This is a genomic window from Nocardioides sp. Leaf285, assembly GCF_001422955.1.
Classification (GTDB): Bacteria; Actinomycetota; Actinomycetes; order Propionibacteriales; family Nocardioidaceae; genus Nocardioides; species Nocardioides kribbensis.
This window is the reverse complement of the sequence record NZ_LMNH01000005.1, coordinates 208,071-220,504: the sequence shown is the minus strand read 5'-3', so window position 1 is coordinate 220,504 and position 12,434 is coordinate 208,071. Positions and strand designations below refer to the sequence as shown.

Genomic DNA, 12,434 nt, shown 5'->3' with positions numbered 1-12,434 from the left:
CGCTGTTCACCATGACATGAGGTCCTTGCCGTCGGCGGTGCTCGCCTCGTCGCGAGGCGCGTCGGTGGTCGTGTCGTCGAAGACGGCCTGGGGCAGCGGCTGGTGCGCCGCGGGCTCGGCGTCGTTCCAGTGCCGCTCCGCGCTCTCCTCCCAGGCGACCTCGGGGTGCTGGGGCAGGGCCGCGGCCGCAGGGGCGGGAGCGCTGGGGCGCAGGACCTGGAACGGAGGGGGCGGGGCGACGAAGGTCTCCAGGCTCGTCTCGTCGGCGACCACGGAGCCCGGCGCGGCCTGCAAGCCGAGCCGGTGGCGCTCCGCCTCCGCTCGGGCCTGGGCCTCGGCGGAGGTGACGGCCACGTCGGAGAAGCCCTGGATGATCGCGGCGGCGCGGCGGTCGCTCTCGAAGTTGTAGGCGTTGACGGTGAAGGGCTGCTGGCGCTCACCGTCGGCGTAGGCGCGCACCATCGCGTGGAACTGCGAGAGGTGCATGATCTCGTCGGCGGTCACCTCGCCTCCGGAACTGGACAACTGCGCCGCCACCTCGTTGGCGGTGGTGATGTCCTCCTGGTTGAAGCAGACCAGGGTGCCGAAGTTGAGGAAGACCTCCTTGACGGCGCGGGGCAGTTGGGAGGGCCGCTGGGTCGCGAAGACGGGGCGCACGCCGAAGGCACGGCCCTGGTCCTTCAACCACGTGATGACCTCCGGGCCCGAGCCGGAGAGCAGCGCCAACTCGTCGGCGAAGATCGACACCGAGCGCTGGTTGTCCCACCACTCCGCGCAGGTGTGCTCGATGGCCACCCGCAGCGACTGCATCATCAGCGAGGACATGATGCTGCTGAGCCGGTCTGCGACCTGGTGCCCGCGCAGCGAGGAGCCGGTGTTGATCAGGACCGCACGGTGCTTGTCACCGGCGGTCGAGAGGATCTGGGTCCACGAGACCTTGGGTCGGCTCGGCGACCACCACGCCTCCAGCGAGTGCAACTGGCGCACCTTGTTCGCGCTGGACTCGAACAGCGCGCGGCGACTGGAGGGGGTGGCGTTGACGAAGAAGGTCGCCAGCGCCTCGGCTGCGGCGCGCACCGCGACGGTCGCGGTTTCGACCTTCTTGGCCCGAGAGGCGATCTCGGCGGCCAGGGCCACGGCGAGGTCGTCGCCGAGGTTGCCGACCAGGACGTGGGCGTAGTAGTTGAACGAGCCCGTCGGCGAGATGCCCAGGGCGGTCCCGATCATGTCGGGCTCGGACTCGATGGCCAGGCCCGCGGTGTAGATGGCGGTCAGCGAGGTGAAGGCCCGGTCCTTGATCGAGCCGTCCTCGAAGGCGTAGGCCAGCCCGTTGACGAAGGCCTCCGCGCGCTGGGCGAAGGTCCCCCGCGTGGCGACGAGGTCGAGGGCGAAGGTGGTGGGGTCGGCCAGGTCGACCAGGAGCATCGCGGTCTTGGTCGTCTCGGCCCACCGCTGGTACTCCACGACACCCTGGCCCTTGTTCTCGAAGGCGATGAGGGTGGAGCGGGGACCGGTCGATCCGGGGATCCCCGAGGGCGAGGTGCGGTCCAGGCAGGCCCACCCGAAGATCGAGCGGACCGAGACCGACTTGCCCGAGCCAGCGCGGCCCATCATGCCGATGCCGGAGTAGGCGTCGGCGATGGACAGGTAGGCGGCGATGTCGCCGTCGAAGCCGAACAGCGGGCCGGTGCGCTGCGTCATCCGCGGCGGGATGTTGCGGCGGCGCGAGCCAGCCGAGGAGGCGTTCGCCGAGGAGTAGGGGGCGATGAAGCCGACGAAGATCAGCGGCGCCATGAGGAAGGCCGAGCGGTGCAGCGGGTAGTCGCCCGGCTCGGCCTTGACCTTCTTGCCCGACTTGGGGTTCGTGAAGGACTCGCGCGGCGCCCGCGGACGGCGGCGGCGCATGGCCGGGGTGGGGAGGACGCCGAGGGGCAGACCTGCACGGACCCGATGCGCCAGGGTCGGCACGACGCCGGTCGCGCGCAGTACGGCCAGTGCAGCCAGGACCAGGGCGACGACACCGACAGCGCCTCCCAGCGGGAGGGAGGAGTCGAGACCGGCGAGGCCCGGCAGCAGGTTGGCCACCAGTGCCACCGCGATGACGCCCGTGCAGAGTCCGGCCAGGGCCAGGCCCAGCGCGCCGCGCGCCACGGTGACCGGCTCGGACCGGGTGCGCAGGTCGAAGCCGTGCAGCGCGGAGCGGGTGGAGTCGATGAGTCGGCTTGCGGCGCGGTGGTCGCTGGAGCCTGCGTAGATCGAGACCACGGTGGCGTCGGGCTGGCGCGACTGGTGGGCCAGGCCGCCGGAGGAGCCGAGGCGGAAGTCGACCCAGTCCTCGTTGCGCGAGTCCTCGCGGTTGGTGGGGTTGCGCAGCGTGAGCGCGACCCAGTCGCCCGGGTTGAGTGCGACCTCCATGCGGCGGCTGATCTCGGTGGGGTCGGCGCCCAGCACGCCCTCGCGGGCCACCGCCGATCCGTCCTGGTAGACCATGCGGGCCACCGCGGGTGCGTCGTCGCCGAGGGTGGCGGGCAAGTCGGCTCGCTCGGCTCGCGCACCGACGGCCTGCGCGATGGAGATCGCCGCCTTCTCCGCGGAGTCCGCGGGCCCGACCAGGGTGAGGTAGCCGTGCAGACCGTCCTCGTCGAGGTGCACCAGGAGCGTCGCGGAGTCGCACTCGCGGATCTGGGAGACGAAGCCGTTGGCGCGGGTCGCCAGCGTCGCGGGGTTCGTCTCGATGCCGGGGGTGCGCACCAGCGTGAAGACGATCGGTTCGAAGCGGCTCATGCGGTGGACCATGCGCCAAAGCGCGAGGGCGGCACCTCGGAGCGCAGCCCCACCCGCTGCGCGGAGCCTCCCCCGATCCGGCCGATTTCGATGCGGGATTCGCGGGCGGGTTTTCGCCCTGGCGCAAGGCTTTTTCGATGCGCAAATCCCGCAGTCGCGGCCCACTTGATCCCGGGGGGTCTTCCGCGCTCCGCGCGGTACGTCCCCATTACGACCCGAGGTTGCCTTCGGACAGTGCCCATAACGTCGACAAGCCACAAGCCGAAAAGCGAAAAGCCAACGGACCGGTCACACATGCAGTTCCCGAAACGCCAACGCCTCGCACAACGCCCCGACACCGACAAGCAGACCGCATCGCCGAGCCGAGCGAAGCGAGGCCTACTTACATGGGCTCGGGCTGACGCCTGCCTCGCGCTGTCGCGCTCGGTGCAGGGACGGAGTCCCGGAGGCGAAGCCGCGCGGGTGGGTCGGGCATGGGTCGCGTGGGGATCCGGGCGGCGTGGCGCCGGAGACCTCAGGGGGCTGACCGGTTGGTGGGCGGGGGGAGCGCGATGCGCTCGCAGCAGACGAGCGGAGCATCGGAGCGAGCCCGCGTCTGCGGGTCGAGCCGCTCGACGAGGTGAGGGGTCGGGCGTGGTGCTGCGGTGCACGGAGGGGTGCCGGACGGACAGGCCGGGTGGTCGGCGCGGTGCGGCGGGCCGAGGTGCGGGCGCGGGGTCGTTGCCGTGGGTGGGTCGCACTGCCCGCGGGAGCGGCGCGGCCGAGGCGCGGTGTCGCTAGGCGACGGGTCGCGGCGAGCCGGAGCGGGGCTGGGTGGTGCAGCGGCGGTCGGGCGCGGTGGGCCGGGCCGCCGAGACGTCAGGCGGCCGGGTCCTGTCCGATCAGGCGTGGGCGGCGACCAGGCCGGGGCAGAAGGGGCGGCTGAAGTCGTGGGCGGCGACGAGGGCGGCGAGGTCGGCGATCTCGAAGTCGTGCGCGGCGATGGGCGTGGACTCGATGACGGCGGGGTCTGTGTCGGTGACCAGGATGCGCTGCTGGGTCGGGGCGGGCTGCGCGGGGGCGACCGGCGTGGGGCGCGGGGTGCTGGTGAGGTCGCCGTGGGCCAGGCCGGTGAACCCGATCGGGACGATCGCCGCCTCCAGCGTCTCGGCCGGGCCGAGCAGCGTGCGCGAGGTGCGGCAGGAGAGGGGGAGAGGCATCTGGGTGGGGCTGGGGGCGGGGCGAACCGAGAGGTGGATCATGGGACCGACTTTCGTGCGAGACCGGTTGGGTACCGGCCGTTCCGAGGAGTGTTGGGGGAAGCGCCTCTCGGGTCGGATGACTCGTGGGGCGGGCGGCTCGTCGGCGACCTCTCCCGAGTCGTCGGCTGAACGAGAGCGATCCTGACACGGGTTCGGATTCGTCGTGAAGAAGTTGAACAAGAAACCGGCGAGTTGACTAGACACCTGGTCCGGAAGTGACTAGGTGGCCCAGTCCGACAGGCCCATGGGTTACCGGGCGCCGGGGGTCGTCAGGTAAAGCAGAGGCGCCGCGGTCGCTGCGATCGCGGCGAGCGTGGAGCCGCGGGGCGGGCGGACAGCACTGCGCCCCCGCCTCGAACGACAGGCGGGGGCGCGGCCCGAGGGCTCGGGCATCAGGCTCGGAGCGGTCAGCGCACGAGGGCGACCAGTGCATCGAGCCAGGTCAGCGGGGCGAACCAGGTCACCATCATCGCGAGCGACCCGAGGGTGCACACCGCCAGTCCGAGGGAGCGGCAGCACCAGCACCGCACCAGCACGAGCAGCGGCGGGACCAGCCACAGCCACGGCGCGACGCGCTGGTTCTCCTCGTGTGCGCGACGCACGTCGACCCAGGCCAGACCGAGCGAACCGGAGATGGCCAGGGCCCAGGCCAGCACGGTGGCGTGGGGACGGACCGGGACCGGCAACAGCGACGTCCCGCCGAGGAAGTCCGCGGCGAGCAGCAGGCCGACGAGTCCGAGACCGCCGAGGGCGAGGAGGTAGGCAGCCCACGAGGGCGAGGCGCCCGCACCCAGGCGACGGGTGTAGCCGACGTCGCGGGCCAGTGCCTCCCGGACGATGTCGTCGGTGGAGGCGGACCGGCTGCCCCTGCCGGAGTCGCGCCCGATCGGCGGGACCGTGGCGTAGGTGGGGAGGTCGGCGTACGGGTCGAGGGCTCGGGACCGTTCGGCGTCAGTGGGCAGGAAGGCGACGGCGAAGGGGTCGAAGGCATCGACGTCCGTCTCGACGCCAGCCGCGAGGTCGACGTCGATGGCCCCAGCATCCGTGGCGTCGATGAGGCGGTGGCCCGGGTCGGGCCCGTTCGCGGGAGCGCCGAGTGTGGGCTGGGCGTTCCACGAGGACGAAGGAGAGGGGGGCGAGGGAGAAGGGGAGGAGGACTCGGGGAGCGCTGCGTGCCGCGGCGAGCCGACGACGCTGACCTGACCTTGGGTCTGGAGCGGGCTGGCCGTGACCGGGCTCGGCTGGGGGCCGTCGGCGACGACCGGCGAGAACGCCTCGGTCAGGTCGAGGCGGAGACCACGCTCGCGAGCCTGCGACCAGGTCGCACCATCCCAGTAGCGTTCGTGGCCCCCTTCGGCGGTCGGGTACCACCCGGCCGGAGGGGAGAGCGGTGCGGTCGGCGCCGAGAGGGGCCCGGCGTCGGGGGAGGGGAGACGGGGGCCTGCGTCGAGCGGCTCGCCTGCGGGCGTGGGGTCGGGATGCACGGCTCACCTGTGCCGCTCCGCGGGTCGCGGCGGAGCACGCGCGAGGTGTGCACGGCGCGCGGGAGTCTCGGGGGTAAGTGCCCCTCGTGGTTGCTGGTGAGCCGGGGGACCGGGGGAGGCACAGCAGCAGGGAGTCCGGCACCGAACGTCGGGCTCCGCCCGGGGCGCGCCGAAGTCCGTCACGACCCCGGGGTGACACGAGACATCGTGATGACGGACGCGGGAACGACCAGCACGACGATCGCCACCACAGCAGCAGCAGCAGCAGGTGTCGGTCTTGGGGTGAACGACCCGACTCCGAGCCACACAGGCTCGGGCGTCGGCCAGGGCAACGGCAGCCCGAACCCGACAGGTCGCATCTCGGAGGCGTCGCCGCCTAGGACCAGCCATGCACGCCCATCACAACAGCAGCACCCGTCACCGCCGCGGCCCCCTCCTCGGAGCCCTCGCCGCAGCGACAGCCACCCTGGCCCTGGTGGCCGGGACGCTCACCTCGGCCTCGGCCACACCCGTCGCGCAACCGGCGACCAGAACCGCGAAGCACACGTGCGAGCACCGGCCCCCGGTCGCGATCGCCGCCACCGACGAGACCGACCGCGAGCAGCGCATCCGCGAGCGCGAGGACCGCCGCACGGCGCGCGCGGAGAAGAAGTGGCACCGGGCCCACTGCCAGCCCAAGCCCACCGAGACCAGCAAGGTGCTCTCGGTCGCAGCCAGCAAGGCCGGGGCGCCCTACCGCTACGGCGCCGCGGGCCCGACGGCCTTCGACTGCTCCGGCTACACCCAGTGGGTCTTCCGCCACGTCGGGGAGGCGCTCCCGCACTCCTCGAAGGCCCAGGTGGCGCGCACCACCCGGATCGCGGCCAAGGACCGACGGGCTGGGGACCTGGTCTTCTTCCACAACGCAGGAGGGGTCTACCACGTCGGGATCTACGCAGGCAGCGGCACCGTGTGGCACGCCCCGCGGCCCGGGGAGGCGGTGCACCGCGCGAAGATCTGGACCGGCAGCGTCTTCTACGGCCGCGTGAAGTAGCCGACGCGGACCACAGCGGGACCTGAACGGTCCCACCCGCAGCGCCCCTCTGCCGTCGTGCAGTCGGGCGCTGCGCTGTTCACGGAGCCTTCACGGCGGTCGGGCACCCTCACTACGGGCAGGTCGCCGACCCGGTCCGGGGGGAGTGCGGGGAGGCGACCTGGCTGCTCGCGGCACCCGGGTCGTGCTGGAGCAGCCTCGCGGGTGCGCCGCCGCCTTCATGCCGGACACGGACCGGCCATGCAGTTCACCGAGCACGAGATGACCATCGGTCTCCAGGGCCTCGCCAAGGCCACCCTCCACCCCGATCCCGCCATCCGGGAGAAGGCCTGGGTCGACCTCGGTGCGCACGGCCGCTGGCAGCGCCTCGACGCGCTGGGCGACATCGTGCTGCCCATGCTGGTGGCTCTGCCGCAGGTCGAGATCGAGCCGGGCGCGCGCGCCGAGTACGCCGCCGAGCAGTACCGCACCGTGGCCGAGGCCCGACTGCGGCAGGAGACCGCCGCCGCCGGGCGAGCCGAGATGCCCGAGATCGGCGAGGTGGAGCGAGAGAGGTTGGTCTTCGAGCGCGCCTTCATGCTGTGCCTGGTGGTGGAGTCGATGCCGCTGCGCCAGGACGCCGCCGGTGTGCTCGCCGCCTTCGAGGTCCCCGACCACCTGCCTGACGACCTCTAGGCTCCACGCGCCCCGACAGCCCACACACGACAGCCCCCGCAGGAGACGCCGATGGATCCCCAGACCCTGCTCATGCACTCCTACTTCGACCTGGTCGAGCACTGGCGGTGGCTGAACGCCGAGGGGGCAGACGGGGGCATCTTCGACAAGACCACCGGCCTGCGCCGCTTCGGCGAGGGGCTCGACCTGGTCGAGGTGGCCGGGTTCGGCGTGGACCGACGCGGGACGATCACGCTGCGCACCCCTCACGGTTCTCGCAAGGCCCTGCACATCGGCATCGACAGCGACGGCGGCCTGCCGACCTGGCTGGACACCGGCGCAGGGATCCCCGACCCGCTGCAGTTCGTCTTGGACCTCGGGGCTCTGCCCGACGGCGAGCACACCCTCGACATCGTCCGAGACCGCTACGCCAGGCGCTGGCTCGATCTTTCCGGAGCGCAGTGAGGTCCCTCAACCGCGGCCGCTGACACTCCGGCTGCTGGCTCGCGCGGAGCGCGCGGGGACGCCTGACGGTCAGGCAGGACCAGTCACCCAACCAGCCCTGCGATCCAGCCACGGTGCGGGTCGCGAGCGGGCACCATGGTCCTCGCCCGCCCGGACCCCGGCCGTGGGTCGAGCGAGGAGGCCAGGAGTGCGCGTGCTGAGCCCTGGCGCCTCCATCCTCGTCGGGCTCGGCGCGGTGCTCCAGCCGCGCGAGGGCACGCCCGCGCAGGCGGCCTGGGTTGCCGCCACGCTCGGTGGGCTGCCGCGTTCGACTCGCGAGCACTTCACCGTGACCGCCAACGCGGAGGGTCCCGCGCTCCTCGCACAGTGCGAGCACGGTGAGGCGACCGTGCTGCAGTGCGCGCTGCCCGGCATGAGGGTGGGGCGGCGATCGCCGCGATGCACGACGTCGTGGGTCGCCTTCGACTCCGTCGAGGACTGGGCACAGGCGTTGCGGAGTCGGACCGCCTACGACACGGTCCTGCGCTCGGCCGGGATGGCCGACTTCGAGCACGGCTGGCGGTGCCTGGACCGGGCAGCCGGTCGGCAGGTGACCTGAGCCGGGCCGGGCCGGTGCGGGCCGGGGACCCCGACCATGCACCCGCACACTTCTAGGCTGACCGTGGCCGCGGTCGGACCTGAGTCACTCAACCACCCGAGGGAGAAGCGGATGGACCAGCAGACCCTGCTCAGGGGCGCCCACTTCGATCTGGCCATGCACTACCGGGAACTTGGCAGGAGCGGAAAGAACGGAGGGCACTTCGACGAGAGCGCCGGAGTGCGCCGGTTCGGTGAGGGGAGCGACCTGGTCGAGATGCCCGGGTTCGGGGTAGATCGACGGGGCGCCATCACGTTCCGCACCCCGCACGGAATCCGCAAGGCGCTACACATCGTCGTGGACGGAAGTCGGCTGCCGCGGTGGCTAGACGATGGCACGGGGACTCCGAATGGGTTTGAGTTGGTCCTTGATCTCCAAGCGCTACCTGACGGCGTGGAGACTCTCGACGTCGTCCAACGTCTCTATGCCAAACGCGGGCTTCGGCTGCACGGAGCGTAGTGAGGTTCGTCGACCACATGCGCTGTCACCTCGGCCATTGGCCCGCGTCTAGCGGGTGGACGTCAGTCGGTTCTGCGCTCACGCACTGTGGAGCCGGGCCGGTGCGAGCCGGGGAGCGGGCTGGGTCGGATGCCGGACACGACTCAGGCGACCACTACGAGGAGGCCCCATGCCCGACCCCGCCGAGCCCGCCGTCGAGCCCGCCGTCGTGACGGGCGACCCCATCAGCGACCTGCGCTGGGTCAGCGGTCACGTCGACGCGTTCGTGGCTCTGGACAACTTCGCCGCCCTCACCGCAGCGGTGCTGGGCATCATCGGCGAGGACCGGGTCATGAACCTGACCTCTACCTACATCCACGACCAGGTCGACGACCTCAGCGACCTGCGCCACTCCACCGGGCTACGCAAGGGCGGCCACCGCGGCTACCCGCTGGGGCACCTCATCACGCGCGACGACGACGCTGCCTCGCTGACCGTCTGGCTCACCCGGCGACACCGCCCCGGAGCCGCCGACCACCTCGCCTTCGGTGCCGAGGCGTACGACGCTGCGACCGAGCAGGAGGTCTCCACGCGCTACCTCGTCGGCTCGTCCCGTCGGCGGGACCTGACCCGCGTGCGCCTGTGGGGACACCCCGGCCAGCCCGCCAGCAGCGACCGTGTCGAGGCCCAGCACTGGAACCACCGCGGAGTGCAGGAGCACACCATCCTCACCTTCGTCGAACCCGACTACGCCGACCTGGGCCGCACCACCCAGACCCAGGTCCTGGTGGTGGGCCAGACCCGCGAGCAGCACTCGGTCGCCACCCACGAGCGCGAGGAGACCGTGTTCGCGACCCTGCCCGGCCCCGTCGAGGAGCAGGCAGCCCAGGCGGCCCTGGCCGAGGTGATCGCCCGCGACGACGTCGCGACGGCGTGGCTGGTCGAGGAGACGGTGACGCGGGAGCGGCGCTCCGTCGGTGCAGGCCTCACGGTGATCCCCTCGTCGAGGAGCGCCCGATGAACGAGCAGGCGCCGACCCCAGACCTCACCCAGCCGCAGCAGCAGCAGCAGTACGCCATCGAGCACGGCTACCTCGTCGAGGTCACCGGTCAGTGCACCGGCGGCGCATGCGGCATGGGGTACGGCCACGAGCCGACGTGCGGCCTGCAGCCCCTGGCACCGATCGAGGACCTCCTCGCGGACGCCGCGCTCGGTGCGCGGATGCGGCACCTGTTCGCAGCGCGGCCCGACACCCCGTGCCGGACCACTCGCCCCGACGGCCCGGACGGACCCGAGTGCGTCGAGGTGGCCATGGCCGACCTGCGCGAGGCCTTCGAGCCGGGCTCGACCCTGCCCGACGACTTGCCGACCGGCGACGGGTCCGGCGACGGGTCCGGTGACCTCGTGGACTTCTAGTGACGGGCCGGGCCGCACCGGTAGCCGGACAGCAACCGGGTGGGGTGCCGGGGCCGTCAACCCTCGTTGACGACTAGCCTCGACGGGGTCGAGATCGCCTCCGCCGCACCCCGGGAGAACCCATGGGCAACCGTCGCAAGAGCAAGCACGAGCGAGACCAGCGCCGTCTCGGGGACAGCCCCGGCGGCCCCGGCGGCTTCGGGCCACTGGGAGGGCTGGGTGCTCCGGGCGGGCTGGCAGGCTTCAACCAGATGGCGCGTACCTCCTGCTCGGAGTGCGGGGCAGGCATCGAGTGGCTCACCGGGGCCGAGGCGACGCAGCGCGGCATCGACCTCGACGGCGCGCTGGAGTTCATGGGCGTCAGCGAGGTGACCGGCCGCGACGTGTGGGTGTGCACCCGGTGCGACAACTTCGGCGTGATGGGGCCGCCCGAGTTCGGGTTCTGAGGCGGCGCGGCTCCCGGCCCTAGGGCTGGGCCAGGAGCACGTCGAGGGTCGCCTGCGCGTCGTCGCGAGCCTCACCCAACTGCCTCCACGCCAAGTGGGACTCCGGCAGGGCCTGCTGCAGCCGCAGGAGACGCTTACGGTCGGACCCGGCGAAGCCCTCGCGCTCGACGAAGGGGTCCTCGACGCAGGCCAGGAGCGCCGCTGCGTCGAAGAGGTGCCGTTCGCGGTCGCGGGAGTCGGCCAGGTACGCGGCCGCCTTCAAGACCACCGCGGCGAAGGGCCTGGGCACCGAGATCACCGTGTCGGTGCCGGGAGCGATCTCGATGCGCGCGTTTACGGTGCGGCGCAGCGCCTGGGTGCCGCCGTCGATGGCGACCATCGTGCGCCCACGCATGGACTCGATGATGGCCGGGCCGGGATGGTCTGAGCGAAGGACGTCGACGGTGCCCGCAGCAGGTGGCCTCGCCCCTGCCTCCGTGGCCTCACCGGCGCCGTCCTCGGGGCCGTCCTCTGGGCCGTCCTCTGGGCCGTCGGGCTCGTCGGCGTTCGCGACCACGTCGACGCTGCTGTCGCCCCGCACGAAGCGGTGCGCGGTGTTCTGGCGCGGGTCGACGGTGTCCATGAGGCTGTAGCCGATCGACTCCAGCGCGCTCGCCGTCGCTGCGGGCACGCCTCGGCTTGTCTCGATGTGCAGGACGATGTCGACGTCGTTGGTCGGGCGTACGACGCCCAGTCCTCGGCGCACGGTGTGCAACTGGGTCATCAGGCCGCCGACGAGGGTCCACTTGTCGGCCGGAAGCACCGAGGCGAGTTCGGCGACGTTGGGCCACGGGGCGGGCCACCCACCGACGACCGTGGGGACTTCGATGGTCGGGCGGTGGGTGGCCTCACTCACCGGCTCACTCACCGGCCCGGCCCCGGCGCTCCTTCAGCACGCTGTCCAGCGCGAGCAGTCCCATCCCGCGCTCGCGAGGGTCGAGCGCGGTGGCCGCGTCGAGGGCGGTGAGCACGGGGGTCTTGCACTGGGCCAGCGTGCGGACGGTCTCGATGTCGAAGTCGGTCGTGCGCAGCGTGAGGTTGCCGGTGGGGTCCGGGCGCAGAGCCAGGCGCCGGACGAACGTCTCGAAGTCGCTGGCGCGAAGGTAGCCGTCGGCCCGGTTCGCCAGATCTCGCTCACGGAGGCCGCTGAAGGGCACGCCGTTGACGCCGACGCCCTCGACCAGCCCCAGGCTGAGCGAGTCGGTCCACACCAGGTCGACGCGGGCCCGGTCGAGGGCGGAGGAGTGGGCTCGCATCGTGTGGACCGTGGCGCGGTCGCGTGTGCGTCGCACGAGGTCCATCACGGAGATCTCGCGCAGGGCGCCGCGCAGGCGCGAGGTCTGGACCGAGCCGAGCCAGTCCGGGCGGATGCCGCTGAGCAGGGCGATGGCGCCCCAGGCGGTGTGCTCGGCCCAGACCCGGGTGCGGTGACCAGCGGCCGACTGCTGGTGGCGCTCGACGGAGGTGGCGTCGAGCAGGCCTCGTGCCACGCGGGTCAGATCGCCGTGGTCGGCGAGCCTGCGGACGTGGGTGGCGCTGACCCCGAGAAGGTTGGCGGCCTGCTCGGTGGTCAGGAAGTCACGACTGGAGGACATAACAGAAAGGGTCTCATTCCGAACATAATGTGTAAACGCTCGTGCTGCGGGGCTCCTCGGTTGTGGATGCCCGCCCAGTGGGCGCCGAGGCCGGTCGCAGGGGTCGCGCGCCGCCCGAGGCGGCGGTAGGAGTCACCTCCGCGCGCCGCCGCCATCAGGCCCTCCTGGGGCCTCCTGGCGGCGGCTGGGGGCTGCTGGGGGC

The 12,434-nt window shown here is 72.3% G+C and carries 13 protein-coding genes; 8 read left to right on the top strand and 5 right to left on the bottom strand.

The features are described 5' to 3' along the window. Positions 1-6: 6 nt before the first annotated feature. The 3 genes from ASF47_RS18860 to ASF47_RS18850 form a co-directional block, all read right to left on the bottom strand. Positions 7-2,784 carry a type IV secretory system conjugative DNA transfer family protein gene (locus ASF47_RS18860; protein ID WP_156698044.1) on the bottom strand — a complete coding sequence of 926 codons (2,778 nt, stop codon included), beginning with the start codon at positions 2,782-2,784 and terminating at the stop codon, positions 7-9. Between the two features lie 881 nt (positions 2,785-3,665). After that, the gene (locus tag ASF47_RS18855) at positions 3,666-3,983 is read right to left on the bottom strand and encodes a hypothetical protein (protein WP_156698043.1); all 318 of its coding nucleotides are present in this window, start codon (positions 3,981-3,983) and stop codon (positions 3,666-3,668) included. A 449-nt stretch (positions 3,984-4,432) separates the two neighbouring features. Then, positions 4,433-5,509 (bottom strand): DUF2510 domain-containing protein, encoded by a 1,077-nt coding sequence (locus ASF47_RS18850; protein ID WP_056865585.1) that lies wholly within the window; start codon positions 5,507-5,509, stop codon positions 4,433-4,435. Positions 5,510-5,897: 388 nt separating this feature from the next. On the opposite strand from ASF47_RS18850, the gene ASF47_RS18845 reads away from it, so the two are divergent. From ASF47_RS18845 to ASF47_RS21330, 8 genes are all read left to right on the top strand, one after another. Beyond that, positions 5,898-6,542 carry a C40 family peptidase gene (locus ASF47_RS18845; RefSeq protein ID WP_056865584.1) on the top strand — a complete coding sequence of 215 codons (645 nt, stop codon included), beginning with the start codon at positions 5,898-5,900 and terminating at the stop codon, positions 6,540-6,542. A 240-nt stretch (positions 6,543-6,782) separates the two neighbouring features. Further along, on the top strand, positions 6,783-7,217 hold the full coding sequence (locus ASF47_RS18840) for a hypothetical protein (RefSeq protein ID WP_056865583.1): 435 nt from the start codon (positions 6,783-6,785) through the stop codon (positions 7,215-7,217). Between the two features lie 51 nt (positions 7,218-7,268). After that, a complete protein-coding gene (locus ASF47_RS18835; RefSeq protein ID WP_056865582.1) occupies positions 7,269-7,661 on the top strand; it encodes a hypothetical protein in 393 nt (130 codons plus the stop codon). 193 nt (positions 7,662-7,854) lie between these two features. Then, complete coding sequence (locus tag ASF47_RS18830) at positions 7,855-8,259, top strand: hypothetical protein (RefSeq protein ID WP_156698042.1); 405 nt, start codon at positions 7,855-7,857, stop codon at positions 8,257-8,259. A 111-nt stretch (positions 8,260-8,370) separates the two neighbouring features. Continuing rightward, positions 8,371-8,757 carry a hypothetical protein gene (locus ASF47_RS18825; RefSeq protein ID WP_056865580.1) on the top strand — a complete coding sequence of 129 codons (387 nt, stop codon included), beginning with the start codon at positions 8,371-8,373 and terminating at the stop codon, positions 8,755-8,757. A 169-nt stretch (positions 8,758-8,926) separates the two neighbouring features. Then, positions 8,927-9,757 (top strand): hypothetical protein, encoded by an 831-nt coding sequence (locus ASF47_RS18820; RefSeq protein ID WP_056865579.1) that lies wholly within the window; start codon positions 8,927-8,929, stop codon positions 9,755-9,757. Next, the gene (locus ASF47_RS18815) at positions 9,754-10,152 is read left to right on the top strand and encodes a hypothetical protein (protein ID WP_056865578.1); all 399 of its coding nucleotides are present in this window, start codon (positions 9,754-9,756) and stop codon (positions 10,150-10,152) included. Before ASF47_RS18820 ends, ASF47_RS18815 begins: the two co-directional genes overlap by 4 nt. Before the next feature lie 251 nt (positions 10,153-10,403). Further along, positions 10,404-10,598, top strand: a complete 195-nt coding sequence (locus ASF47_RS21330; RefSeq protein WP_156698041.1) for a hypothetical protein — start codon at positions 10,404-10,406, stop codon at positions 10,596-10,598. Between the two features lie 19 nt (positions 10,599-10,617). Here the strand turns inward: ASF47_RS21330 and ASF47_RS18805 are convergent, their stop codons facing one another. Together ASF47_RS18805 and ASF47_RS18800 are read right to left on the bottom strand one after the other, a co-directional pair. Further along, a complete protein-coding gene (locus ASF47_RS18805; protein ID WP_056865701.1) occupies positions 10,618-11,493 on the bottom strand; it encodes a hypothetical protein in 876 nt (291 codons plus the stop codon). Positions 11,494-11,497: 4 nt separating this feature from the next. Then, positions 11,498-12,232, bottom strand: coding sequence for a type IV toxin-antitoxin system AbiEi family antitoxin domain-containing protein (locus ASF47_RS18800; protein ID WP_056865576.1), 735 nt, complete (start codon positions 12,230-12,232; stop codon positions 11,498-11,500). Positions 12,233-12,434: the final 202 nt, after the last annotated feature.

Bases quoted from the DNA above. Each gene is read 5' to 3' on its own strand.
- ASF47_RS21330 (WP_156698041.1), top strand. From the start codon at position 10,404: ATGGCGCGTACCTCCTGCTCGGAGTGCGGGGCAGGCATCGAGTGGCTC.
- ASF47_RS18815 (WP_056865578.1), top strand. From the start codon at position 9,754: ATGAACGAGCAGGCGCCGACCCCAGACCTCACCCAGCCGCAGCAGCAG.
- ASF47_RS18840 (WP_056865583.1), top strand. From the start codon at position 6,783: ATGCAGTTCACCGAGCACGAGATGACCATCGGTCTCCAGGGCCTCGCC.
- ASF47_RS18845 (WP_056865584.1), top strand. From the start codon at position 5,898: ATGCACGCCCATCACAACAGCAGCACCCGTCACCGCCGCGGCCCCCTC.
- ASF47_RS18860 (WP_156698044.1), bottom strand. From the start codon at position 2,784: ATGAGCCGCTTCGAACCGATCGTCTTCACGCTGGTGCGCACCCCCGGC.
- ASF47_RS18800 (WP_056865576.1), bottom strand. From the start codon at position 12,232: ATGTCCTCCAGTCGTGACTTCCTGACCACCGAGCAGGCCGCCAACCTT.
- ASF47_RS18825 (WP_056865580.1), top strand. From the start codon at position 8,371: ATGGACCAGCAGACCCTGCTCAGGGGCGCCCACTTCGATCTGGCCATG.
- ASF47_RS18820 (WP_056865579.1), top strand. From the start codon at position 8,927: ATGCCCGACCCCGCCGAGCCCGCCGTCGAGCCCGCCGTCGTGACGGGC.
- ASF47_RS18835 (WP_056865582.1), top strand. From the start codon at position 7,269: ATGGATCCCCAGACCCTGCTCATGCACTCCTACTTCGACCTGGTCGAG.
- ASF47_RS18855 (WP_156698043.1), bottom strand. From the start codon at position 3,983: ATGCCTCTCCCCCTCTCCTGCCGCACCTCGCGCACGCTGCTCGGCCCG.